The 23,928-nt window shown below is 71.3% G+C and carries 18 protein-coding genes and 1 riboswitch; of the genes, 6 read left to right on the top strand and 12 right to left on the bottom strand.

Annotation, left to right across the window (positions count from 1 at the left end; translation table 11 throughout):
- Positions 1–32 precede the first annotated feature (32 nt).
- The 6 genes from ABZ371_RS06385 to thrC form a co-directional block, all read right to left on the bottom strand.
- Complete coding sequence (locus tag ABZ371_RS06385) at positions 33–2,624, bottom strand: glycoside hydrolase family 9 protein (protein ID WP_358674312.1); 2,592 nt, start codon at positions 2,622–2,624, stop codon at positions 33–35.
- Between the two features lie 563 nt (positions 2,625–3,187).
- Positions 3,188–5,974 (bottom strand): glycosyl hydrolase, encoded by a 2,787-nt coding sequence (locus tag ABZ371_RS06380; protein WP_358674310.1) that lies wholly within the window; start codon positions 5,972–5,974, stop codon positions 3,188–3,190.
- A 478-nt stretch (positions 5,975–6,452) separates the two neighbouring features.
- The gene (gene groL, locus ABZ371_RS06375) at positions 6,453–8,075 is read right to left on the bottom strand and encodes a chaperonin GroEL (protein WP_307125650.1); all 1,623 of its coding nucleotides are present in this window, start codon (positions 8,073–8,075) and stop codon (positions 6,453–6,455) included.
- Between the two features lie 370 nt (positions 8,076–8,445).
- On the bottom strand, positions 8,446–8,652 hold the full coding sequence (locus ABZ371_RS06370) for a cold-shock protein (protein ID WP_003967346.1): 207 nt from the start codon (positions 8,650–8,652) through the stop codon (positions 8,446–8,448).
- A 452-nt stretch (positions 8,653–9,104) separates the two neighbouring features.
- Complete coding sequence (locus tag ABZ371_RS06365) at positions 9,105–9,380, bottom strand: MoaD/ThiS family protein (RefSeq protein ID WP_358674303.1); 276 nt, start codon at positions 9,378–9,380, stop codon at positions 9,105–9,107.
- 28 nt (positions 9,381–9,408) lie between these two features.
- A complete protein-coding gene (gene thrC / locus ABZ371_RS06360; protein WP_358674300.1) occupies positions 9,409–10,707 on the bottom strand; it encodes a threonine synthase in 1,299 nt (432 codons plus the stop codon).
- An 18-nt stretch (positions 10,708–10,725) separates the two neighbouring features.
- Positions 10,726–10,853: riboswitch (SAM riboswitch) on the bottom strand.
- 152 nt (positions 10,854–11,005) lie between these two features.
- On the opposite strand from thrC, the gene ABZ371_RS06355 reads away from it, so the two are divergent.
- Together ABZ371_RS06355 and ABZ371_RS06350 are read left to right on the top strand one after the other, a co-directional pair.
- Positions 11,006–11,956 (top strand): glucosyl-3-phosphoglycerate synthase, encoded by a 951-nt coding sequence (locus ABZ371_RS06355; RefSeq protein WP_358674297.1) that lies wholly within the window; start codon positions 11,006–11,008, stop codon positions 11,954–11,956.
- Between the two features lie 43 nt (positions 11,957–11,999).
- Positions 12,000–13,379, top strand: coding sequence for a trehalose-6-phosphate synthase (locus tag ABZ371_RS06350; protein ID WP_358674294.1), 1,380 nt, complete (start codon positions 12,000–12,002; stop codon positions 13,377–13,379).
- 36 nt (positions 13,380–13,415) lie between these two features.
- On the opposite strand, the gene otsB is transcribed toward ABZ371_RS06350, so the two are convergent.
- From otsB to ABZ371_RS06335, 3 genes are all read right to left on the bottom strand, one after another.
- Entirely contained in the window at positions 13,416–14,282 is an 867-nt protein-coding gene (otsB, locus tag ABZ371_RS06345) for a trehalose-phosphatase (RefSeq protein WP_358674291.1), read from the bottom strand.
- 321 nt (positions 14,283–14,603) lie between these two features.
- Complete coding sequence (locus ABZ371_RS06340; protein ID WP_358674288.1) at positions 14,604–14,843, bottom strand: DUF3263 domain-containing protein; 240 nt, start codon at positions 14,841–14,843, stop codon at positions 14,604–14,606.
- A gap of 10 nt (positions 14,844–14,853) precedes the next feature.
- Positions 14,854–16,071: an extracellular solute-binding protein gene (locus tag ABZ371_RS06335; RefSeq protein WP_358674317.1), complete on the bottom strand. Its 1,218-nt coding sequence runs from the start codon at positions 16,069–16,071 to the stop codon at positions 14,854–14,856.
- A gap of 243 nt (positions 16,072–16,314) precedes the next feature.
- Between ABZ371_RS06335 and ABZ371_RS06330 the strand changes: the two genes are divergently transcribed.
- Together ABZ371_RS06330 and nagA are read left to right on the top strand one after the other, a co-directional pair.
- Positions 16,315–17,247: an ROK family protein gene (locus ABZ371_RS06330; protein ID WP_358674285.1), complete on the top strand. Its 933-nt coding sequence runs from the start codon at positions 16,315–16,317 to the stop codon at positions 17,245–17,247.
- On the top strand, positions 17,247–18,404 hold the full coding sequence (gene nagA, locus ABZ371_RS06325) for an N-acetylglucosamine-6-phosphate deacetylase (protein ID WP_358674282.1): 1,158 nt from the start codon (positions 17,247–17,249) through the stop codon (positions 18,402–18,404). The genes ABZ371_RS06330 and nagA overlap by 1 nt, the downstream gene beginning before the upstream one ends.
- 407 nt (positions 18,405–18,811) lie before the next feature.
- On the opposite strand, the gene ABZ371_RS06320 is transcribed toward nagA, so the two are convergent.
- Both ABZ371_RS06320 and cdgB read right to left on the bottom strand, forming a co-directional pair.
- Positions 18,812–19,810 (bottom strand): carbohydrate-binding protein, encoded by a 999-nt coding sequence (locus tag ABZ371_RS06320; RefSeq protein ID WP_358674279.1) that lies wholly within the window; start codon positions 19,808–19,810, stop codon positions 18,812–18,814.
- A 132-nt stretch (positions 19,811–19,942) separates the two neighbouring features.
- Entirely contained in the window at positions 19,943–21,592 is a 1,650-nt protein-coding gene (cdgB, locus tag ABZ371_RS06315; RefSeq protein ID WP_358674276.1) for a diguanylate cyclase CdgB, read from the bottom strand.
- Positions 21,593–21,957: 365 nt separating this feature from the next.
- Between cdgB and ABZ371_RS06310 the strand changes: the two genes are divergently transcribed.
- Complete coding sequence (locus ABZ371_RS06310; protein ID WP_358674273.1) at positions 21,958–22,464, top strand: flavin reductase family protein; 507 nt, start codon at positions 21,958–21,960, stop codon at positions 22,462–22,464.
- Between the two features lie 176 nt (positions 22,465–22,640).
- Here ABZ371_RS06310 and arfB read toward each other — a convergent pair whose 3' ends face one another.
- Positions 22,641–23,075, bottom strand: coding sequence for an alternative ribosome rescue aminoacyl-tRNA hydrolase ArfB (gene arfB / locus ABZ371_RS06305; RefSeq protein ID WP_358674270.1), 435 nt, complete (start codon positions 23,073–23,075; stop codon positions 22,641–22,643).
- Positions 23,076–23,247: 172 nt separating this feature from the next.
- Here arfB and ABZ371_RS06300 point away from each other — a divergent pair, with 172 nt between their 5' ends.
- The gene (locus tag ABZ371_RS06300) at positions 23,248–23,823 is read left to right on the top strand and encodes a TerD family protein (protein WP_358674267.1); all 576 of its coding nucleotides are present in this window, start codon (positions 23,248–23,250) and stop codon (positions 23,821–23,823) included.
- The last annotated feature ends 105 nt before the right edge of the window (positions 23,824–23,928 follow it).

Below are 23,928 nucleotides of genomic sequence, written 5' to 3'. Positions count from 1 at the left end.
GCCGTACCCGGGCCGTGAGGACCCGCGGGTGATCAACCCGAGGTGCAGGCCCTGCCGTTCAGCTTGAACGCTCCCGGGTCGGGCGACGAGGCCTTGGCCGAGACGTTGAACCCGAAGTCGACCGCGGCCCCCGGGGCAAGGGTCCGGTTCCACGACAGCGGCTTGGCGCTGACCGTGCGGCCGTCCTGGGTGAACTCCGCGCTCCAGGTGTGGCTCAGCCGCTGCTCACCCGGCATCAGCCAGGTCAGCGACCACGGCGAGACCCGCTCGGAGCCGGTGTTGCGGAGCCGGACCGTCACCGTGGAACCGCCGCTCCACGGGTGCGAGGAGTACGCGACCTCGCACGCGCGGGCCGGTGCGGCCTGCCCGCCGTCACCCGCGTCGTCCAGGTAGGAGGCGATGAAGGCCAGCGGCGCGTTCCAGTTGATGGTGATCTCGTTGGTCGACCAGGAACCGATGTCGTCGATGTAGCACATGGCCGGGGCGCAGCCGGTCAGCTTCTCCGCGGCCACCGGGTCGCCCGAGGCGGCCGCGGTCAGGTTGGGCCCGCCCGCGATCGAGCCGGGCGCCGGGTGCGGCAGGGCGGGGTCGTTCTGGTGCGCCCAGAAGCGGTGGTGCTGGTTGTGCGAGTTCCGCTCGCCGTAGCCGGTGACGTAGGACAGGTTCAGGGGGTTGCGGCCGAGCAGGTAGTCGGCCCCCCGCAGCACGGCGTCCTGGTAGGCGGCGTCACCGGTCAGGTCGTGGGCGGTGGCCAGGACCACCATGTTGTTGAGCACCTGGCTGTTGGAACCCCAGACGTAGTCCTCGCCGTTCGGCGCGTACGGCAGCCCGTACGCCTGCGCACGGGACTGCGCGGCATAGCGGTCGGCGCCCGTGGTCACCACGGCGCGGGCCTCGGTCAGCTGTGCGGCCGTGAGGGCGTTGGGCACGGTGGCCAGGGTGAGCGCCCCGAGTCCGGCCGTGGAACCCCAGGAGATGCCGCCGCCCGCGGGGAAGACCGCGTCCGCGTCGCCGTGCAGGTCGGAGGAGAGCACCGCCTGGCGGTAGGCGTCCTTGCCCGTGGTGGTGAACAGCTCGGCGGCCGCCCAGTAGAACTCGTCCGAGACGTCGTTGTCGCTGTACGTCCCGCCGCCGGTGCCGTCGTTCGGGTCGGCGAGCACGTCCGGGTGCTGCTTCGCGGCGGCCCAGGCGGTCTCCGCGGCCCGCAGGCAGCGGTCGGCGAAGGGCTTGTCGAAGGGGGCGTAGAGCCGGGCGCACTGGGCGGCCGTCGCGGCGACGTTGAGGGTGGCGGCCGTGGACGGAGGGTGCAACTCGCGCTGCTGCGGGTCGAGGTGCGGCTTCGTCGGCAGACCGGTCCACTGGGCGTCGTGCATCTTGTGGTGGACCATGCCCGCCAGGGGCTTTCCGGCCGGCACCTGCATCTTCATCAGGAAGTCCATCTCCCAGCGCGCCTCGTCCAGGATGTCCGGCACCCCGTTGTCGCGCTCGGGCACCCGCAGCTGCCCGTCGGCGAGCTCCGCCGACTCGGCGTTCGGGGCGGTCAGCGTGCGCTCGTACGTGGACATCAGCTGAGCCACCGAGATGCCGCCGTTGACGACGTACTTGCCGTGGTCACCCGCGTCGTACCAGCCGCCCGACACGTCCAGGCGGTAGTCGCAGACCCCCGGCTGGCAGGGGACGTCCGTGTCGCCCTTGTTGGGCGCCACGCCGATGTGCCCGGCCGGGCGCGCGTACTCCTCGCCGACGAGGGCGGCGTCGATCTCGATGCCGCTGCGGTTGTGGTAGAAGTACGCCAGCGCGTCGGAGCGGAGCCCGTCGTACAGGTCCCCGCGGATGGAGAACGGCTCGCTCACCTCGCCGTCGACCTCCACGGTGTAGCCGTCGCCCGCCGTGGTGAGGCCGCCGAAGTCGAAGGTGTGGACCCGCAGGCGCGAGCTCGGGTCCTCGCCCTGCGGCACGGTCGTGCCGGTGGCGGCCGTCGAGCCGTTCGCGGCCTTGACCGTCCAGGTCAGCGGCGCGTCGGCGTCGGTGACCACGGTGCCGCTCTTGGGCCCGCGAGGCAGGTAACCGACCTGGTTCACGCGGACCGGCGAACCGGTGTCCGGCACGTAGACGGGGGGCACGGCCCCGCCCCGCAGCGACACGTCGTCGAGGCAGAAGGTCGTCGCCCGCTCACCGCCGCCGATCTGCAACTGCACGGACGCGGCGGGCTGGTCCACCGAGGCCGTGAACGTGCGGGTGACCTGCGTGGGCTCCGTGCCCACCGGGTCCGCGCTGGCGAGCACCGCCGTGTACGGGTCGACCGCCTCCTGGACCCGGGTCTGGACGGTCAGCGGGACGGAGGAACTGGCCGTGTAGGACAGCTCGTAGCTCTCACCCGCGACGATCGGGACGTCGTTCTGCCCGACGATGACGTCCCAGGCGTTGGCGGTACCGGCGGGGACCTCCGCACACAGCCGGCCGTCGGACACCACCCCCGAGGTGTTCGCCGTCCACCACCAGGGCGCCGTACCGGCGGCGAAGTCGCCGTTGGTGATCTGCTCCGGCCCGGGTTCGGCGTCCTCGGCCAGGGCCGTGCCCGGTGCGGCCAGCGCCGCCGCGAACAGTAAGGCGGCGGCTGACATCCCGAACACGCGTCTGCCGTTCCGGGGGCGGACGCGCACGGGCCGTGCGGGGAGTGGTGAGGCTTGCACCGGGAAGACCTTTCGTCGACAGCTGCTGGGGAGACGGGGCGCTCACCACATGGGAGCGCTCCCATGTGCATTGTGGAGGCTCGTCGACGCTTCCGCCAGGGTCATGACAGGTACGGAGCGGCTACCGCCGGGTAGGGCGCCGAGGGCCGGCCCGGTTACGCGCGACGACCCCGCCCGGCAGCCGTGACCGTACGGGGCGGCCGGCGCACGGGCAGGGTGGCGGCGTCCGGCGGACGGGCGGGGACCCGGCGTCCGGCGGACGGGGAGGGTGTCCGCGTCGGCGCACGGGCCGGGTGCCGGCGTACTGCGCACGGGCCGGGCACCCGCTTGAGGCGCTTGAGGCGTACGGACCGAGTGTCCGCGTCCGGCGCACGGGCCGGGTGCCGCGATCGGCCCCGTCCGGTGATCTCCGGACGGGGCCGATCGGCTCGCGCGGCGGGCCCCGGCCCGAGAGGGGCGAACCCCGCCGCACACCGGAGCACCCGGAGGCGCTCCTAGACGTACGGGATCTTCACGACCGCCGCGTCCGTGCCGGTCTGCACCTGTGACGTGCCGTTGCCCAGCGCGTTCCACACCTCCAGGCGAACCGTTCCGCCCTTGAGGTTGCCGAGGCTACCCGTCACCGCCGCGGTGCCCACGGCCTGCGTGTACTCCTCCCACCCGGCGACCGGGTCGGTCGCGAAGTAGCGGAAGGTTTCGGTACGGTCGAAGGTGCCGTCCCCGGTGAGGTCGTAACTGACCCTGACCTGCGGGGCGAGGCCCACCTTGGTGCCCGCGTCCACCCGCAGGCGGAAGGCGGTCGAAGCACCGGCCGCGAGCGTTCCGTCGACCTTCCTGGCCTCGTAGACCGTCGGCCTGTACGGCGTACCGTCCCGGTTGACGCCGTCGGCCGAAGCCAGCGTGTCGGCACCGGCGGCGCCGTCCGTGGCGGTGGTCAGCGTGCCACCCGACTTCAGCCGGAAGGTGTTCCCGGTGGACGGGCCGGGCTCCTCGGGATCCGGATCGGGGTCGCCGCCGCCGGTACCCGTGCCGGTGGCCGTGGAACGGGCCGGCACCGAGAGGGTCGCACCGTCGGAGAAGGTGACGGTGCGGGCGGTCGCCCCGTGGTTGTGGGCGCTGTACGTGCGGACACCGTTCTTCGTGAACACCGCCGACGTCGGGATGTCCCCGCTGACGGAAGGATCGGGCGCGCCCAGGCTGTCGAGCGTGCTGATCCAGTGGTAGGTGTGCGCCCGGGACTCACCCTGCTCGGGCGTGTAGCCCGCGTTCCCGGCGTCCCACTTGGCCTTGGCGGCAGCCGGGTCGGCCAGGGACTCGAACTCCCACAAGATGTCGCGCCACTCGACGGCCTGCCCGCCGTTCTCCCGCTGCATCTCGGCGATGTTCCGCCTGACGGCCGCCTTGTCGCGGGCCAGGTGGAGCGAACCGCCGGTGACGGGGAGGACGTTGATGCCGTGGATCTCCTCCGGGTTGGCCGTCCACCAGGTGGAGTACGCGCCGCCGCTGCCCCACACCATCCCGACCGTGTCGTGGCCGAAGGAGCCCGGGAACACCTGCTGGTCGGCGTCGAACCAGTACTGCGCGATCGCTTCCGACTCCGTCGTCAGCAGGTAGCTGCCGAGGTCGCGCAGCGCGGTGTCACCCGTCGCCGCGCCCCACAGGACGAGCCCGGCGCTGAGGTTGACGGACTCCGACGAGGACTCCTGGTTGTTGCCCGCCGCGAAACCCTGGTGGCCGGAGGCCCAGCTGTGTCCCGCGTACACGTCGAAGCCGCGCAGGAACGGGTAGGCGGTGTCCGTGCGGCTGGGGTTGGCGGTGTCCCGCACCAGGGTCTTGACCATGGTGCCCCAGGCCGAGTCCGCGGCCCACGCCTGGTCGTACTGCGCGACGATCGCCGCCGCGTACACGTAGTAGCTGTAGTGGAAGTGGTGGTCGTTGAGCTCGGTGTCGCTGCCGTACGAGGCCGGGTAGCCGGTGAGCGTCTTCCAGGTCCTGTCGTAGCTGAACTCGGCCGCGCCACCCGCCGTGAACCACTCCTGGAGGCGGCCCTTCATCAGGCCGAGCAGCTTGTCCCGGATGCCGGGCTGGCCGATCTGGTCGGCGACGGGCACCAACTGGGCGAGGCGGCCCAGCGCCTTGCCCGTCCAGTACGTGTCACCGGCGCCGGAGAACGGGTCGGAGGCGTTCGCCACCTCGTTCAGATAGCCGGTCAGCCGCGCCTTGTCGACCCCGCCGGACGCGGGCAGCGCGGGCAGCACACCGGAGCCCTTCTGGCTGGTGGTGAAGGACGCGGACTCCCGCACCTTCATGGTGCCGCGCGGGGAGACGTACGTGTACGGCGTGAGCGCGTCGGAGGTGTGCAGCCACTGGTGGCGGTACAGCGCCTGGATCGTGCCCCGTTCGGTGCCCTCCTTGGCCTCCGTGGTCAGGGTGTAGGTCGCCTTGACCGTGCCACCGGTGGAGGACCAGGCCACCTTGGACCCCGTGACGAAGCTGAAGGCGTACTTCCGGTAGGTCGCGAGCGCGTCCGTGGACGGCAGCACGGCGAGCGAGAAGTAGTCCTTGCCGCCGAGGCCCGCGGTGATCGTGGAGCCGGAGACGGCCCAGTCGCTGCCGGTCGGGGCGAAGAGGGCGTAGTGGTGCCCGGCGACCGTGATGCCGAGGACGTTCCCGTTGTCCGCGAAGACGGTGGGGGTGCCGGCCGTGGTGATGCGGGCGTCGCCGCCGGAGCCCTTGGCGTACACGAAGGGCATGCCGTGCCCGATGGTCGTGCGCAGGGTGCGGGTGCCGTCCGACCAGTAGGGGGTGACCGTCCAGTCGGACCAGTCGTCGGCCTTGGTGTCCGGGGAGTTCAGGCCGCTGAGGCCGACGGTCAGGTCGGCCTTGTGCGCGTACTCGTACTGGCGGCCGTCCCCGACGACGGCGGGCGTGGTCGGGTAGCCGACCTGTAGTCCGCCCGAGGTCGCCTGGTAGGTCAGCGGGTGCCCGTACATCGGGGTGGAGTACGGGTTGTCGCCGTAGCGCTGGTAGGCGAGGGACGACCACCAGTCGTTGGTCGGGACCGGCCTGTCCTTGGCCGCCGCCGTGAGCTTGGGCGTGACGGGGGCGCCGGTGTTCGTGGTGGGACCGGACGTACCGGCGGGGCGGCTGTCGGTGTAACTGCCGGCACCGGCGGGGATGGTGGCGGCTGCCGCCGGGGACGCGGCAGGGCCCAGACCCACGGCGGCCAGGGCGATGGCCAGGACCGTCGCCGCTGCTGGTCTGGAGAAGGAGGCTTGCATGGGCAGCACCTCGTCATGGGGGGGAAGCGGAGCGCGTTCGAGAGCGCTCTCAAGTGCCAGCGAACGTAAAACCTTTGTAACGTAAGTGTCAATAGAGCTGACACAGAAGGGAGTTGGGCTCAACGCAGCGTGGCCATGCGTTCGAGTCTTGACGCCAAGGGGTGCTGGGGACACTCGGGGCGCGACTGCCGAGGTGGCGCCCGGCGCGCCGGGCGGCTCGGCGCTCCCCCGAGGCTTCGCCGGGGACGGGTGTCCGCCCCTGCGGGTTCCGGCTCCGGCCGGCGCGTCCTGGCTCCCGGCCGGCGCGTCCGGCTTCCGGTTGTGCGTCCCGGTTCCCGGTTCGGCGCGTCGGGAGCACCTGGGCACGCGGGAGCGGGCCGGCCGGACGGACGAGAACGACGCCGGCCCCCGGGACGAATCCCGGGGGCCGGCGTCGTACGGGTACTGCGGGTACCGCCTGGAGCGTCTGATCCGGGGATCAGAAGTCCATGTCACCGCCCGGCATGCCGCCCGGAGCGGCCGCGGAGGCCTTCTCCGGCTTGTCGGCGATGACGGCCTCGGTGGTGAGGAAGAGCGCGGCGATGGACGCGGCGTTCTGCAGGGCGGAGCGCGTGACCTTCGCCGGGTCGATGATGCCCTCGGCGATCATGTCGACGTACTCGCCGGTCGCGGCGTTGAGGCCGTGACCGATCGGCAGGTTGCGCACCTTCTCGACGATGACGCCACCCTCGAGACCACCGTTGACGGCGATCTGCTTGAGCGGGGCCTCCAGCGCGAGCTTCACGGCGTTGGCGCCCGTGGCCTCGTCACCGGTCAGGTCGAGCTTCTCGAAGACGGCCGAGGCCTGGAGCAGAGCCACGCCACCACCGGCGACGATGCCCTCCTCGACGGCGGCCTTGGCGTTGCGCACCGCGTCCTCGATGCGGTGCTTGCGCTCCTTGAGCTCCACCTCGGTGGCGGCGCCGGCCTTGATGACGGCCACGCCGCCGGCCAGCTTCGCGAGGCGCTCCTGGAGCTTCTCGCGGTCGTAGTCCGAGTCGGAGTTCTCGATCTCGGCACGGATCTGCTTGACGCGACCCTGCACCTGGTCGCTCTCGCCGCCACCGTCGACGATGGTCGTCTCGTCCTTGGTGATGACGACCTTGCGGGCGGTGCCGAGCAGGTCCAGGCCGGCGTTCTCCAGCTTGAGACCGACCTCCTCGGAGATGACGGTGCCACCGGTGAGGATGGCGATGTCGCCGAGCATGGCCTTGCGGCGGTCACCGAAGCCCGGAGCCTTGACGGCGACGGACTTGAAGGTGCCACGGATCTTGTTGACGACCAGGGTCGACAGGGCCTCGCCCTCGACGTCCTCCGCGATGATCAGCAGGGGCTTGCCCGACTGCATGACCTTCTCGAGCAGCGGAAGGAGGTCCTTCACGTTGCTGATCTTGGAGTTGACGATCAGGATGTACGGGTCGTCGAACGACGTCTCCATACGCTCCATGTCGGTGGCGAAGTACGCCGAGATGTAGCCCTTGTCGAAGCGCATACCCTCGGTGAGCTCCAGCTCCAGACCGAAGGTCTGGGACTCCTCGACGGTGATGACGCCTTCCTTGCCGACCTTGTCCATAGCCTCGGCGATCTTGGCGCCGATCTCGGTGTCGGCAGCGGAGATGGAGGCCGTCGAAGCGATCTGCTCCTTGGTCTCCACGTCCTTCGCCTGCTCCAGCAGGGCGGCGGAGACGGCCTCGACGGCCTTCTCGATGCCACGCTTGAGAGCCATCGGGTTGGCACCCGCGGCGACGTTGCGCAGGCCCTCGCGTACGAGCGCCTGGGCGAGCACGGTGGCGGTGGTCGTACCGTCGCCGGCGACGTCGTCCGTCTTCTTGGCGACCTCCTTGACCAGCTCCGCACCGATCTTCTCGTACGGGTCCTCGAGCTCGATCTCCTTGGCGATGGACACACCATCGTTGGTGATCGTGGGCGCGCCCCACTTCTTCTCGAGGACGACGTTACGGCCCTTCGGGCCGAGGGTGACCTTGACGGCGTCGGCGAGCTGGTTCATCCCGCGCTCGAGACCGCGCCGTGCCTCCTCGTCGAACGCGATGATCTTGGCCATGTGAAGTGGTCCTCCCGGACTAATGGGGTCTCCCCTGCTCGAACGCAGTTGAGAGCTTGGGGAAGGATTTCTCCGGACCGAGAGGCGCCCGCGACGGACGGCCAGCGTGCCCGGTGGATCCTTGCCCCACCGGACCTGCGGGCCTCACCGGCCCGGTCCACGTTCTGTCACTCTCACCTGGAGAGTGCTAACGCCAATGATTAGCACTCGACCCCTGCGAGTGCAAGCGTCACCCTCGGGTTGTGGACAACCGAAGGCCCTCCGGCCGTGCGGCGCCGGGGGGCGGTGAGGACGTGCGCAGGGCCCGTACCCTCTTACGGGGTACGGGCCCTGCGTGTGCGAGCGGTGTCGTCGGCCGACCGCGCCGAGCTCAGCCGACGGCGAGCTTGACCATGTCCGCCTGCGGCCCCTTCTGGCCCTGCGAGATCTCGAATTCAACTCGCTGACCCTCTTCGAGGGTGCGGTACCCGTCCATCTGGATCGCGCTGTAGTGGACGAAAACATCCGCACCACCGTCGACCGCGATGAAGCCGTACCCCTTCTCCGCGTTGAACCACTTGACGGTGCCCTGAGCCATGCCTAACTCCCCTATTACTGGCCCTTGCACAGGACCGCACTTCGCGGACCCGGGTCAAACTCACCCCCCGACAGGAGGGGCGGCGTGCGCCGGAACGCGTCGACCGCGGCCGAATGTATCTGCCCAACTGCCCTCTGCAACAGGTCAGTCGGACGAGAAATCCGGGCGCGCCCGAACGTGCGGATAGGGGCAACTCACAGGTTTCCAGGGCGAGTCGGGCCTGACAAAGGCCACTTTTGCCGCAAGGGGTGCACGCACTTTGGCTGTTTCTTGTCGTGTCCAGGCGCAATCTCGTATGCGGGTGGCACGGACAGCCGAGGGGGCTTCCCCAACCTTACCCCGCTCAACCATGCAGAATGACCCCCTCCGCTTCTCGCGCGGAGGGGGTCATCGTGGGTCACGGCCGAAGAGGGCGCCACGCCGGGCCCCCGGAGAGGGGCCCGGCGCCCGCGTCAGCCCCCGGCGACGGCCGGGATGATCGACACGCCCGCACCGTCCGGGGTGGCCGCGTCCAGGCCGCCCTCGAAGCGCACGTCGTCGTCGTTGACGTACACGTTGACGAAGCGGCGCAGCTTGCCCTGGTCGTCCAGCACGCGCGCGGCGATGCCCGGGTGGTCCTTCTCCAGGGACTCGATGACCTCGGAGAGGACCGTGCCCTCGGCCGGGACCTCGGCCTGGCCGCCCGTGTAGGTGCGGAGGATGGTGGGGATGCGGACCTTGACGCTCATGAGGGTGCCTTCCTTGGGTCTCGGGTGGTCAGTGGCCGGCGGCGAGGCCCGCGTCGCGGAACGCGTCCAGGCTGGGCCGGATCGTCGCCGACAGACCGGTCGTCGGGGCGACCGCGTCCAGCGTCTTCAGTCCGTCGCCGGTGTTCAGGACGACGGTGGTCAGGGACGGGTCCAGCAGGCCCGCGTCGATCAGCTTCTTCGTGACCCCGACCGTCACACCGCCCGCGGTCTCCGCGAAGATGCCCTCGGTCCGCGCCAGCAGCTTGATCGCGTCGACGATCTGCTCGTCGTCGACGTCCTCCACCGCGCCGCCGGTACGCCGGGCGATGTCCAGGACGTACGGGCCGTCCGCCGGGTTGCCGATCGCGAGGGACTTGGCGATCGTCTTCGGCTTCTGGGGCCGCACCACGTCGTGACCGGCCTTGAAGGCCGTGGACACCGGGGAGCAGCCCTCGGCCTGCGCACCGAAGATCTTGTAGGGCTTGTCCTCGACGAGACCCAGCTTGATCAGCTCCTGGAGGCCCTTGTCGATCTTGGTGAGCTGCGACCCGGACGCGATCGGGATGACCAGCTGGTCCGGCAGCCGCCAGCCCAGCTGCTCACAGATCTCGTACGCCAGCGTCTTGGAGCCCTCGCCGTAGTACGGGCGCAGGTTGACGTTGACGAAGCCCCAGCCCTCACCGAGCGGATCGCCGATGAGCTCCGAGCAGAAGCGGTTGACGTCGTCGTAGTTGCCCTCGATGCCGACGAGCTCGCCGCCGTACACCGCGGCCATGACGACCTTGCCCTGCTCCAGGTCGTGCGGGATGAACACGCAGGACCGGAAGCCGGCGCGGGCTGCCGCGGCACCCACCGCACCGGCGAGGTTGCCGGTCGAGGAGCAGGAGAGCGTGGTGAATCCGAACGCGCGGGCGGCCTCGACGGCGATGGCGACGACACGGTCCTTGAAGGAGTGCGTCGGGTTGCCGGAGTCGTCCTTCACGTACAGGCCGCCGGTGACACCCAGCTCGCGGGCGAGGTTGTCCGCCTTGACCAGCTTGGTGAAACCGGGGTTGATGTTGGGCTTGTCCGCCACATCGGACGGCACGGGCAGCAGCGGCGCGTAACGCCAGATGTTGTCGGGGCCCTCGGCGATGCGCTTCTTGAGCTCTTCCGGGGAGCCGCTCGGCAGGTCGTACGCCACTTCGAGCGGCCCGAAACAGGACGCACAGGCGAAAATGGGACCGAGCTCGAAACGCTCGCCGCACTCGCGGCAGGAAAGCGCCGCGGCGGGACCGAGGTCCACGGCGGAGGATTCGGTGGTGGCTGCAACTGTCTGCACGGCCATGATGGCGGAGGCCCTTTCTCCTCATCTTCCTCGCGACGTATTTCGCCGCAAGACGGAATTGGCACCTTCCCCACCGTGACCTCGCGGTCGGCAGGAGGGTTGCCGGGACTTCAACGGGCCGTTCCCTCAGTCCCTCTGGATGAGCGCTGTGGCACCGGATCGCGGATCCGGGCATTTGTCTGCGGACCCACCCCGACGTGCGAGGCTCATCCGCGTTGCTCAGACTGTAACCGACACATCGGACGGTAGAACCAGTCGTCCGTACCGCGAGATGGATCACACCCAGGGAGAACCGACCGTGCTGGAAGAGATGGAACGCTGGTTGAGCAGGCGTTCCTGGTCAGCCGCCGATCGCCCGCTGGACCGGCTCGTGGCCGCCAGGACGCAGGATCCGCACCGCACGACCGTGAGCGTCGTGCTGCCCGCACTGAACGAGGAAGCGACCGTCGGAGCGATCGTCGAGACGATCCGCCGGGAGCTCATGGAGCGCGTCCCGCTGGTCGACGAGCTCGTCGTGATCGACTCGGGGTCCACCGACCGCACCTCCGCCGTCGCCCGCGAGGCCGGCGCCCGCGTCGTGCACAGGGACGCGATACTCCCCCGCCTCCCCGCCGTCCCCGGCAAGGGGGAAGTGCTCTGGCGCTCACTCCTGGTGACCAGCGGCGAGATAGTCTGCTTCGTCGACGCCGACCTCAAGGACTTCTCGCCGGACTTCGTCTCCGGCACGGTCGGCCCCCTGCTCACCGACCCCGCAGTGCACTTCGTCAAGGCGATGTACGACCGCCCGCTCCACGGAAGCGCAGGTCAGGGCGGCCGGGTCACCGAACTGATGGCACGCCCGCTGCTGAACCTGCACTGGCCGCAGCTGGCCGGCTTCGTCCAGCCGCTCGGCGGCGAGTACGCCGTACGACGCTCGCTCCTGGAGCGGCTGCCCTTCCCGGTCGGCTACGGAGTGGAACTGGGCCTCCTCGTCGACGCCCTGAACACGGTGGGGCTCGACGCCCTCGCCCAGGTCGACGTAGGCGTCCGCAGACACCGCCACCAGGACGGTCAGGCACTGGGGAGGATGGCGGCGACGATCTACCGCACGGCGCAGCTGCGCCTCTCCCGGGGCGCCATCGTGCGGCCCGAGATCACCCAGTTCGAGCGGGGCGAACACGGCTTCGAACCGCGCACGTACGCCGTCGACACCGAGGAGCGGCCGCCGATGCTGGAAATCACGGAGTACGCGGCCCGCCGCGCGGCCTGATCTTCCACGTTTGGCACCCTCCGGATCGGGCTAGGTTCCGCTCATGGTCTCCGAGCACGCTGCACAGGTCCTCGTCGCGTCCAACCGCGGCCCGGTGTCGTACTCGCTGCGCGAGGACGGTTCACTCGACTCCAAGCGCGGCGGGGGCGGCCTCGTCTCCGGGCTCAGCGCCGTCGAGGACAAGCTGTGGGTGTGCGCCGCCCTGAGCGACAGCGACCGCGAGGCGGTCCGGCGGGGCCTGTCCGAGCCCGGCGTCCGGATGCTCGACATCGACGCCGAGGTCCACGCCGACGCGTACAACGGCATCGCGAACTCCGTGCTCTGGTTCGTCCACCACATGCTCTACCAGACACCGGTCGAGCCCGTCTTCGACGCGGAGTTCCGGCGCCGCTGGGCGTCCTACGAGGCGTACAACCGGGCCTTCGCCGAGGCGCTCGCCGAGGAGGCGGGCGAGGGGGCCGTGGTCCTCGTGCAGGACTACCACCTCTCGCTCGTGCCCGGGATGCTCCGCGAACTGCGGTCCGACCTGCGTATCGGGCACTTCTCGCACACCCCGTGGGCACCCGTGGACTACTTCCGGCTGCTGCCCGACGACATCGGCGCACAGCTCCTGCGCGGCATCCTCGGAGCCGACCGGGCCGCGTTCCTGACCCGCCGCTGGGCGGACGCCTTCATCGGCTGCTGCACGGAGATCCTCGGCGGCACCGGTGGCACCCGGATCGGTGCCCACGGTCTGGGCGCCGACGCCGACTTCCTGCGCCGCCGCTCCCGCGAGGCGGACGTGGACGAGCGGATGGGCACACTCCGCGAGCAGATCGGCGAGGACCGGCGGACGATCGTGAGGGTCGACCGCACCGAGCTGTCCAAGAACATCGTGCGTGGACTGCACGCCTACCGGGCCCTCCTGGACGAGCACCCCGAATGGCGCGAGCGCGTGGTGCACGTGGCGTTCGCCTACCCCTCCCGGCAGGACCTCGCGGTCTACCGCGACTACACGGCGGAGGTCCAGCGGGTCGCCGAGGCCATCAACGCCGAGTACGGCACGGACGGCTGGACGCCGGTCCTGCTCCACGTCGACGACGACTTCGCCCGCTCGCTCGCGGCCTACCGGCTGGCGGACGTCGCCCTCGTCAACCCCATCCGCGACGGCATGAACCTCGTCGCCAAGGAGGTCCCCGTCGTCTCCGACAACGGCTGCGCGCTGGTGCTCTCCCGGGAGGCCGGGGCGTACGAGGAGCTCGGCGAGGACGCGATCGTCGTCAACCCCTACGACGTCTCGGCCACGGCGGCGGCGCTCCACGAGGCGCTGACGATGGAGGACGGCGAGCGGGCGGCCCGCACCAAGCGGCTCGCCGCCGCGGCGACTTCGCTGCCGCCGCAGCAGTGGTTCCTCGACCAGCTCGACGCCCTGAGCGAGAAGTAGCGGCGGGCGGCCGGCGCCGCCGGCCGCCTTCGGCCGTCAGCCGCCCTGCGGCCGGACGCGCTGGGCGAGTGCCGCGAGGTAGCCCACGACGGCCTCCGGCCCGGGCAGCACCAGGTCGGCGCGCTCGGCGAGTTCGGGCACCTCGCTGCCGCTGCACACCAGCAGGCCCTGGACGCCGGACGTGCGGAGCTCCTCGACGGCGGCGTACGCGGCGAGGTCGCCGAGGTCGTCGCCCGCGTAGAGGACGGACTCCGCGCCCGTGGCGCGTACGTGCTCCGCCAGGGCGACTCCCTTGTCCATGCCCGGCGGGCGCAACTCCAGGACGAGGCGCCCCGGTTCGACGATCAGGCCGTGCCGGTCCGCGAGGGCGGCCAGCGGGCCGCGCAGGGCCTCGAACGCCGCCTGCGGATCCCGGGCGCGGCGGGTGTGCACGGCGATCGCGTGAGCCTTGTCCTCGATCCAGGTGCCGTGCTCGTCCGCCGCGTCCGCCCCGGCCTCATGCAGTACGCCGGGGAGTTCCTCGCGGACGGCGGCGACGCCCGGGTGCGGGGCGGGGGCCCGCACGCTGCCGGTGACGGCGTCCCAGCGCTCGGCGCCGTAGTGCCCGAGCACGACGAGGTGGTCGAGGCCGGACGCCCCGGCGAAGCCGCCGTAGCGGACGGCGGTGCCGGCCGGGCGGCCGGTGATCACGGCGACGGACGCGACCTGCGGGGCGAGCGCGGACAGGGCCGGCACGGCACCGGGGTGGGCGCGGGACCGCTCCGGGTCGGGGACGATGTCGGCGAGCGTGCCGTCGAAGTCCAGCGCGACGACCGCGCGGTCGGGTCGGGCCAGGAGCGCGGCGAGGCCTTCGCGGCCGGCCTGGGTGGTCGGGGTCGGGAGGGGGAGATCCGGATTGCCCATGGTCCGAGCGTATCGGGGGGCGGGGAATTCGCGGCGGGCAGGCACCCGCAGCGCCGCCCGCGTCCTCGGGCGGCCCGGCACGCGGCGGGCGGCCCGGGTGTGACCCGGCGCGTGGTCCGGTGTGTGGCCCGGCGCGCGTCCCGGGTGCGGTCCCGCGTGCGGCCCGACTGTGACCAGGCGCGCGGCCCGGGCGTGACCCGGCGCGCGACCCCGTGTGCGGCCTACGGCCCGGCTCCCGCGGCGGGCCGTTCCCCTACCCGCGTACCCCGCCCCTTCCCGGGCCGGGACTCCGGCACGTGCGGGGAGAGGAGGGCGGGCGAGTCAGCGGCGGTCCCGGCGGGCTTCGCGGACCCGGCGCAGGCGGTTGACCGTCACCGGGTCCTCCGCCAGGGCGCGGCGGTCGTCGAGGAGGGCGTTGAGGAGCTGGTAGTAGCGCACCGGCGAGATGCCCAGCTGCTCCCGGATGGCCCGCTCCTTCGCGCCCGGGCCCGGCCAGGAGCGCCGCTCCACGGCGAGCACCGCGCGTTCCTGGTCGGACAGCGGGGCGGCGTGGTCGGTCATGCCGACCAACCTACTCCGCGCTCTCCGCCTCCCGGGCCCTGGTCGCGATCGACCCCAGCACGCTCTCCGGGTTGCCGTTCGGCTCGACCGCGGAGCCGATGTTCTCCTTGATCGCCTCGCTGGCCTGGGCCCACGACGTCTTGCCGAAGGGGTACAGCTGCGAGTTGGGCAGCGCCGCCAGGAACGCCTGCAACGGCTTGTGCTTGTCGTCGGCCTCCATCGCAGCGGAGGCGGTGCCGGTCACGGGCAGCAGGTCGTACTGGTCGGCGAAGGCCAGTACGTTCTCGTCGCTGTAGGCGAAGTCGAGGAACTTGCCTATCTCCACCCGGTGGCCGTTCTGCTTGAAGCCCATCATCCAGTCGGCCACGCCCATCGACCCCTTGGTCGGTCCCTCGGCTCCCGGGAGGGGGACCATGCCGACGTCGACGCCCTTCTTCTCGGCTTCCTGCATCAGCGTCGGGTGGCCGTTCAGCATGCCCACCTCGCCGTCGGTGAAGGCCTTGAAGGCCGTCGCCCGGTCCAGCTCGCCGGGAGCGACCGGGCCGGTGAGCTTCTTGCCGACGAGGTCGTCCCTCAGCCACTCGAAGGTCGCTATGTTGGCCGGGGAGTCGATGTCGTAGTTGCCGACGTCGTCCGTGTACCCGCCACCCCCGCTGAGCAGCCACATCAGCGTCTCGGCCTGGGACTCCTCCTGGCCGAGCGGCAGGGCGAACGGGTACTTCACGCCCCGTGCCTTGAGCGCGGCGGCGTTGCGGCGGATGTCGTCCCAGGTCTGCGGGGCGTCGATCCCCGCCTTCGAGAACAGGCCCTTGTTGTAGAAGAGCAGCCGGGTGCTGGCCACGAACGGCAACCCGTACAGGCTGCCGTCGACCTCGCCGGCCTCGATGAGGGAGGGCAGGAAGTTGGACTCGGTGCGGATGGCGAGCATCTCGTCGGACGTGTAGAGCTTGTCCGCCTTGGCGTAGTCCGCGTAGGCCCCGATCTGGGCGATGTCGGGGGCCCGGCCCGCCTTCACCATCTCGGCGACCTTGCGGTCGACGTCCTTCCAGGAGTAGACGCTCACGTCGACGTCGATGCCCGGGTTGGCCGCCTCGAACTTCTGGGCCACGCCGGTCCAGTACTTCTCGGAGCTGTTCTCCGCGCCGGTACCGTAATCGGCCGCCACGAGCTTCAGGGTGACGTCACCCGAACCGCTCTCGGACCCGCACCCCGACAACGTCGCCGCCATCCCGAGTGCGGCCACCGCCGCGGTCAGACCTACAAAGCGCCGCTGCACAGCCCTGCCACCCCTACGTTCGTCTCGCACCGATCATGCTCCGCGGCGACCCGCGATCCGCCCGAGGGCCGATCTGGAGGTCTACACCACCGCGGTGCCGATTGCGCAATCTAGCAGGGGCGATTTGTATGGGTGCTCAACAAACCGCGCTAGTGGACTAGACCTTTTAGGGGTCGACGGGCGAAACTGTCTCCCGTGAGACACGTCATCGCCCTCGATGTGGGCGGCACAGGAATGAAGGCCGCACTGGTCGGGGCCGACGGCACCCTGCTCCACGAGGCACGCCGGGCCACCGCCAGGGAGCGTGGCGCCGAGGCGGTCGTGGAGACCATCCTCGGCTTCGCCGCGGACCTCTTCGCGTACGGCCAGGAGCACTTCGGCGAGGGCGCCGTCGCCGCGGGCGTCGCCGTGCCCGGCATCGTCGACGCCGAGCGCGGCATCGCCGTGTACGCCGCCAACCTGGGCTGGCGCGACGTACCACTGCGGAGAATGCTCGGGGAGCGGCTCGGCGGCATACCGGTCGCCCTCGGCCACGACGTCCGGACCGGCGGCCTCGCCGAGGGCCGGATCGGCGCGGGCCGGGGCGCCGACCGCTTCCTCTTCGTGCCGCTGGGCACCGGCATCGCCGGAGCCATCGGTATCGGCGGCACGATCGAGGCGGGCGCCCACGGCTGTGCCGGCGAGATCGGGCACGTCGTCGTACGGCCGGACGGACCGGACTGCGGTTGCGGACAGCGCGGCTGCCTGGAGACACTCGCCTCCGCCGCGGCCGTCTCCCGCGCGTGGGCAGCCGCCTCCGGCGACCCGGACGCGGACGCCGCCGACTGCGCGAAGGCCGTGGCCTCGGGTGACCCCGCGGCGCTGCTCGTCTGGCAGGACGCCGTCGACGCGCTCGCCGCCGGGCTGGTCACCGCGCTCACTCTGCTGGACCCGCGCACGCTCATCATCGGTGGCGGTCTCGCCGAGGCGGGGGAAACCTTGTTCACACCACTGCGTGCGGCTGTCGAGGAACGGATCACGTTCCAGAAGCTGCCCCACATCGTCCCGGCGGCCCTCGGGGACACCGCCGGATGCCTGGGCGCAGGGCTGCTCGCCTGGGATCTACTCTCCACGGAGGTATCCGCCTGATGGCCGGACGCGCAGACAGCACAGTTCTCGCAGGTGCCCGGGTGGTGCTGCCCACCGGGACCGTGGAGAACGGCCGGGTGATCGTGGAGGGCACCCGGATCGCCGGCAGCACACCGGAGGGCGCCCGGACCGTCGACCTCTCGGGCCACTGGGTCGTACCCGGGTTCGTGGACATGCACAACCACGGCGGCGGCGGTGCGTCCTTCGCCACCGGCACCGCCGAGGACGTCCTGACGGGTGTCCGCACGCACCGCGCGCACGGCACCACGACCGTCGTCGCCTCCACCGTGACCGGTGACATGGACTTCCTGGCCCGGCAGGCCGGCCTGCTCTCCGAGCTGGTGGAGCAGGGCGAGCTCGCCGGGATCCACTTCGAGGGCCCGTTCATCGCACCGTGCCGCAAGGGCGCCCACAGCGAGGAACTGCTCCGCCACCCCGACCCCGCCGAGGTCCGCAAGCTGCTCGACGCGGCCCGCGGCACGGCCAAGATGGTCACGCTCGCCACCGAGCTGCCCGGCGGCATCGAGTCCGTGCGGCTGCTCGGGGAGCACGGGGTCATCGCCGCGGTCGGGCACACCGACGCGACGTACGAGCAGACGGTCGAGGCCATCGACGCCGGCGCCACCGTCGCCACGCACCTGTACAACGCGATGCCCCCGCTCGGCCACCGCGCTCCCGGCCCCATCGCCGCCCTCCTGGAGGACGAGCGGGTCACCGTCGAGCTGATCAACGACGGCACGCACCTGCACCCGGCCTCCCTGGAGCTGGCCTACCGCCACGCGGGTGCCGACCGGGTCGCACTCATCACGGACGCCATGGACGCGGCCGGAGCCGGTGACGGCCACTACGAACTCGGCCCGCTCGCGGTCGAGGTGAAGGACGGGGTCGCACGCCTGGTGGAGGGCGGCTCGATCGCCGGCTCCACCCTGACCCTGGACACCGCCTTCCGCAGGGCCGTGACGCTCGACGGCATTCCCGTCGACGACGTCGTACGGTCCGTCTCCGCCACCCCGGCCCGCCTGCTCGGGCTCTACGACAGGGTCGGCTCGCTCGACCCGGGCAAGGACGCCGACCTCGTCGTCCTCGACGCGGACTTCGCCCTCAAGGGCGTCATGCGCCGCGGCGAGTGGATCATCGAGCCGCAGCCGGTGCGCTGACGTCCGCCCGCGCACGGGCGGCGGCAAGTTGAACACGTAACGAAGAGACGGCGGTTGTCCGGCAGGTCCGGGACGGCCGCCTTCCCTTTGGCATGATCATCGGGGTGCGCCACGGAGGAGACGGCGCGCGGGGACACGACCGAGGAACCGGGGGCCGGCGCAGGTGATACTGACCGTCACGCTGATCACCGCGCTCGACCTGACGTACCCTCGCGCCCGCGGCCGGCGAGTTCGACCGCGCCGCGTACGAGGACCTGCTGACACGCGTCACGGTCGCCGCCCACGCACCCGCCGCCTGAACACACCGGGGCCCGGACGCACCCGCCGCCTGAACACGTGCCCGGACACACCCGTGCCCCGGCTCGCGGGGCGAGACCGGGGCACGGGGAGCTCCCCACGGGGCGGACCTACTTGATGTGGCCCGACTTCAGCTCCAGCTGGTCGAGGTTGGCATCACACGAGTCACCCTCGCGGCACGACAGCATGAGCGTGTTGGAACCCTTCTTGAGCTGCACGTACGCGTACGTGTTCGTCCAGCCCTTCTCCAGGTCGCCCTCCGCGGCGTGCGCGAAGTTCTTCATGTTGATCGAACGGGGCTCTCCGTCGTTGACCGTCAGGGACGTCTTGGCGTCCTTGCCGGGCACCCCGTACGTCACGTACAGCGTGTACGGGCCGTCCTGCGGCACGTCGACCGTCCAGGTCGCCGAGCGGCCGACCTCGTTGAGGCTGATGTACTGGCCGTTCGCGCCCTTGGCACCCTTGACCGAACTGTCCAGGGCGGCGGTACCCCCGAGCGTCAGCGTCGCCGCGTCCTGCTTGGGCAGCTCGACCGGCTCCTCCGACGGCTTCGTGGACTTCTCCGGCTTCGGCGAGTCCTCGACCTCACCCGCCGGGCCTGCCGACGAACCGGCCTCGTCCTTCTTCTTCTCCCCGTCGTCACCGGTCATCAGCGCGGCACCGATACCGATGAGCACCACCGCGACCACGGCCACCGCGGCGATCAGCAACGCCTTGGTGTTGGGGCCGCCACGGCCCGGACCCGCAGCACGGCCACCACCGTGCGAACCGGGCTGCGCCGAGGGCGCACCGCCCGGGTAGGTCTCCGGAGCCGCGTACTGCGGATTCGGCTGGCCGTACGCCTGCTGCGGGGACTGCTGGCCGTATGCCTGCTGCCCGTACGCCTGCTGCGGCGGGACCTGCCCGTAGGGCCGCTGGCGCTCACCGACGGTGCGCACCTGGTTGTACGAGGTTCTGGGCACGCCGGGCTGCGGCGCGGCTGCGGGCCCCGGGTAGCCGTAACCACCCTGGCCGGGCGGCTGCGCACCTGCCGCCTGCCCGTCCGCGTACAGATAGCCGAACGGATCGTCGTCCTCGGGCTTGCTCGCGCCGTTGTTTCCGGCCGTCATCCCTGGGTCACTCCTCACCATGTCGCCAGCCGTCGCCGACCGGCCGAGCCTACCCCGAACGGAGCACGCGCCGAATTGCGCTCGGCCGCCCCGGAAACGGGGCGCGGTACGGGGAAAGCCGCCGTGTGAACGTCAGCCGGCCCTGCGGTGAACCTTCGACCGGGACCGCTTCTCCACGTACATCCGCTGGTCGGCGGAGTGCAGGACCTCTTCGTCGGTCATGCCGCACTCTGCCCAGCCGATACCGAAACTCGCCCCGACCCTGACCGCCCGGCCGTCCACCCGGATGGGCGGAATGATGGCGTTACGCAAGCGTACGGCCAGATCCGCGGCGTCCGCGGCCCCCAGGCCGTCCGCGAGGACGACGAATTCGTCACCCCCGAGCCGCGCGACGGTGTCACCGTCCCGCACACAGGTGGTGAGGCGCCGGGCGACCTCGATGAGGACCGCGTCACCCGCGTGGTGCCCGAAACGGTCGTTGATGGACTTGAAGCCGTCGAGGTCGCAGAAGAGCACCGCGAGCCCCTTCGTCCCGTCGTCCCGCTCCGGATGCGGGGCCGCGGTGTGCACATGGTGGTCGTAGCCGCCGGGACCGTCCGCCTCGTAGCCGTCGGCGTGGTAGCCGTGCGCCGACGACGCCTCGACGTCCCCGTACGCCGCGTCCAGCGCCTCGATCGCGGTGGAGGTGGCCGAGGCGTGAGGCCTCTCACACAGCCGGGCGCTCAGCCGGGCGCGCAGCTCGGCGCTGTTGGGCAGACCGGTGAGCGCGTCGTGCGAGGCGCGGTGCGCGAGGTTCAGCTCGTTGCGCTTGCGCTCCTCGATGTCCTCGACGTGCGTCAGCAGGAAGCGCGGGCCGTCGGCCGTGTCCGCGACGACGGAGTTGCGCAGCGAGACCCAGAGGTAGGTGCCGTCCCTGCGCCCGAGCCGCAGCTCCGCGCGCCCGCCCTCGGCGGACGTGCGCAGGAGCGTCCCGATGTCCTCGGGATGGACGAGGTCGGCGAAGGAGTACCGGCGAAGGACGGAGGCGGGACGGCCCAGGAGACGGCAGAGCGCGTCGTTGGTGCGCAGCAGCCGCCCGTGCTGGTCCCCGCCCATCTCCGCGATGGCCATGCCGCTGGGGGCGTACTCGAAGGCCTGGCGGAAGGATTCCTCACTGGCCCGGAGCGCCTGCTGCTCGCGCTCCAGCCGCACGAGGGCGCGCTGCATGTTTGCTCGGAGGCGGGCGTTACTGATCGCAATGGCCGCCTGGGAGGCGTACATCTGGAGTGCTTCGCGCCCCCATGCGCCGGGGCGGCGCCCGTTGCGCGGCCTGTCGACGGAGAGGACGCCCAAGAGGTCCATACCTCCGCCGGAGGCGTACATCGGGGCGTACAGGCGGTCCAGGGGGTGCCACTCGTCCTCGAACCGGGGCTCGGGACCCTCGGTGTGCCACTGCGGTACGTCGTCGTCGAGAAGGACCCAGCCCTCGGTGTGGGGTATGAACCGGAGCCCGTCCCAGGCCTCGCCCATCGACAGCCGCCGGTCCCACGACGCCCGCGAGCCGACACGGCCGGTGATCAGGGCTTCCGCGGCGGAGTTGCCGGCGAAGGCGGCGACGACGAGATCCCCGTCCGGGCGTACCAGATTGACGCAGCCCAGCTCGTAACCGAGACCGGCGACGATGCCGTCCGCCACGGTCTGCAGTGTGTCCGCCAGACTCCGCGCCGTGTTGAGATCAGCGACGGCCTGGTGCAGCTGCCGCATCGTCGCAAGACGGACGTACGGCTCCGACTCGGCCTCCATTGCTCGCACTCCCCGAGACCTCGACAGCAACTCCAGGTTTCATATCGACGTACTTGTTGCAGTGTCACGGCCACTGAATCACAGTGAGCTGTGCACCCGGTACACAGGGTCAACAAATTTCGCGCTCTGTGAGTCAAGTCACAACTGGGGAGGAAGGGGTCGGGACGCCCTCGAAGCACCCCCGTCCCCTTCCGGTACGCAAATCCGCCCCTCGCACGCGGGGGCCGTGCGCTTCGCCCCGGTCCTAGGACCCGGCTGGTCCCCTGGCCCGATGCGCCGCCACGCCCGGCGGCGCTAGCGTGCCGGATGTGCCGCAGACGACTCCCCCCACCCCGCGCCCCGAAGCCGTCCCCCATGCTGAAGGGGTGAGCAACGACCGATTCCGCGCCGCCCTGGCCCGACTGGCCGCGGGCGTGGTGCTGATCACCGCCGAGGAACCGCCTCTCGACGCGGACGGGCGCGGCGAGGACGTCGGGATGACCGCCACCGCCTTCGTCTCCGTCTCCCTGGACCCGCCGCTGGTCATGGTCAGCCTGCGCAACGACTCCCGGATGGACGACCTGCTGGCCGAGCAGCCCCTGTGGGCCGTGTCGGTCCTGGCCGAGAGCCAGCGGCAGATCGCGGGGCGGTTCGCCATGAAGGGCCGGATCAGCGACCGGCTGCTGTTCGAGGACCTCGCGTCCGTACGCGGCGAACTCACGGGCGCCCCGCTGATCGAGGGGGCACTGGCCACCCTGGAGTGCCGCACGGAACAGCGGGTCGTGGCCGGCGACCACACGCTGGTGATCGGCAGGGTGCTGACGGCGGAGCTGCCCAGCCCGGAGGCCGAACCACTGGCGTACTTCAAGGGGCGCTACCGGCGCCTGGGGTGACACACCGCACCTGTCGGGGGTGTGTGGGGTGCCCTGATGTCCGGGGCGGGCGGGTGCCGGGGCCGGCGTCGTGGACCTGGTCAGCGGGCGCTGCCGGCCCCGAGGGGGAAGCGCGCCCGTCCGGGGCGGGCGTCGCGGGCCCGGCGGCCGCCACCGGCCGCCGGGCCCGCGAGGCGTCACCAGTCGCGGCCCGAGCGCCCGCGCTTCGTGTCGCCGCGCTGCTTCTTCTCCCGCAGCCGGCGCTCGTTGATGCCGCGCGGGATCTTCTTCTTGAGGCGCGGCTTCGGGGGCGGCGCCGTGGCCTCCGCCAGGAGCGCGGCCAGCCGCACGGCCGCCGTCTCGCGGTTGCGCCACTGGGAGCGGTGCTCGGAGGCCCGTACGGCGACGACACCGCCGACCAGCCGGCCCGCCAGGCGCTCGAGGGCCCGCGCCTTCCAGGCCTCGGGCAGCGCCTCGGTCGCCGCGAGGTCGAACCGGAGCTCCACCTGGGAGTCGCTGGTGTTGACGTGCTGCCCGCCCGGTCCCGAGGAGCGCGAGAAGCGCCACATGAGCTCGGCCTCCGGCAGGGAGACGGCACCGCGGATGACATAGGGCCCGGACATGACACCCATGGTCCCTGGCCCGCGGGCCGTTCGTCACCTTCTTTTGCGGTCGTTCGACCAGAAGTTCGGCAAAGAAAGTAAAGCGACCAGGAACCTCGTGGTCCGTTGTCTGCGTTATGACGGGTGGCGGTAGCTTTCGTGATGGCACGAAGCCCGCACACGACGAGGAAAGGGACTTCCCATGGCAGTAAGCCTGTCCAAGGGCGGCAACGTCTCGCTCACCAAGGAGGCACCGGGCCTCACCGCCGTCACGGTCGGCCTCGGCTGGGACGTCCGCACCACCACCGGCACCGACTTCGACCTCGACGCCTCGGCGATCGCGGTCAACGCCGCCGGCAAGGTCTACTCCGACGGCCACTTCGTCTTCTTCAACAACAAGGCGACGCCGGACCAGACCATCGTCCACACCGGTGACAACGTCACGGGCCAGGGCGAGGGCGACGACGAGCAGATCAACGTCAACCTGGCCGGCCTCCCGGCGGACATCGACAAGATCGTGTTCCCGGTCTCCATCTACGACGCCGAGACCCGCAGCCAGAACTTCGGCCAGGTGCGGAACGCCTTCATCCGCATCATCAACCAGGCCGGCGGCACCGAGATCGCCCGCTACGACCTGAGCGAGGACGCCGCCACCGAGACCGCCATGGTCTTCGGCGAGCTCTACCGCAACGGCGCCGAGTGGAAGTTCCGCGCGGTCGGCCAGGGTTACGCCTCGGGCCTGCGCGGTATCGCCCAGGACTTCGGCGTCAACCTCTGAGGTAACGCCTCGTCCACGCGGCCCCCGGACCGACCGGTGACTCGTCGGCCGGGGGCCGCGCACGTCCGCCGGGCCGTGACGCCGGCCGGGGCGCCGGGCCCCGGG

Origin of the sequence: Streptomyces sp. NPDC005899, assembly GCF_040629645.1 — a bacterium.
Taxonomy (GTDB): domain Bacteria; phylum Actinomycetota; class Actinomycetes; order Streptomycetales; family Streptomycetaceae; genus Streptomyces.
Note: the sequence above shows the minus strand (reverse complement) of the source record. Positions and strands in the feature narration are given on the sequence as shown.

Coding starts and splice junctions, on each gene's coding strand:
- ABZ371_RS06385 (WP_358674312.1), bottom strand. CDS start 2,624: ATGTCAGCCGCCGCCTTACTGTTCGCGGCGGCGCTGGCCGCACCGGGC.
- ABZ371_RS06380 (WP_358674310.1), bottom strand. CDS start 5,974: ATGCAAGCCTCCTTCTCCAGACCAGCAGCGGCGACGGTCCTGGCCATC.
- groL (WP_307125650.1), bottom strand. CDS start 8,075: ATGGCCAAGATCATCGCGTTCGACGAGGAGGCACGGCGCGGTCTCGAG.
- ABZ371_RS06370 (WP_003967346.1), bottom strand. CDS start 8,652: ATGGCTCAGGGCACCGTCAAGTGGTTCAACGCGGAGAAGGGGTACGGC.
- ABZ371_RS06365 (WP_358674303.1), bottom strand. CDS start 9,380: ATGAGCGTCAAGGTCCGCATCCCCACCATCCTCCGCACCTACACGGGC.
- thrC (WP_358674300.1), bottom strand. CDS start 10,707: ATGGCCGTGCAGACAGTTGCAGCCACCACCGAATCCTCCGCCGTGGAC.
- ABZ371_RS06350 (WP_358674294.1), top strand. CDS start 12,000: ATGGTCTCCGAGCACGCTGCACAGGTCCTCGTCGCGTCCAACCGCGGC.
- otsB (WP_358674291.1), bottom strand. CDS start 14,282: ATGGGCAATCCGGATCTCCCCCTCCCGACCCCGACCACCCAGGCCGGC.
- ABZ371_RS06340 (WP_358674288.1), bottom strand. CDS start 14,843: ATGACCGACCACGCCGCCCCGCTGTCCGACCAGGAACGCGCGGTGCTC.
- ABZ371_RS06335 (WP_358674317.1), bottom strand. CDS start 16,071: ATGGCGGCGACGTTGTCGGGGTGCGGGTCCGAGAGCGGTTCGGGTGAC.
- nagA (WP_358674282.1), top strand. CDS start 17,247: ATGGCCGGACGCGCAGACAGCACAGTTCTCGCAGGTGCCCGGGTGGTG.
- ABZ371_RS06320 (WP_358674279.1), bottom strand. CDS start 19,810: ATGACGGCCGGAAACAACGGCGCGAGCAAGCCCGAGGACGACGATCCG.
- cdgB (WP_358674276.1), bottom strand. CDS start 21,592: ATGGAGGCCGAGTCGGAGCCGTACGTCCGTCTTGCGACGATGCGGCAG.
- arfB (WP_358674270.1), bottom strand. CDS start 23,075: ATGGGTGTCATGTCCGGGCCCTATGTCATCCGCGGTGCCGTCTCCCTG.
- ABZ371_RS06300 (WP_358674267.1), top strand. CDS start 23,248: ATGGCAGTAAGCCTGTCCAAGGGCGGCAACGTCTCGCTCACCAAGGAG.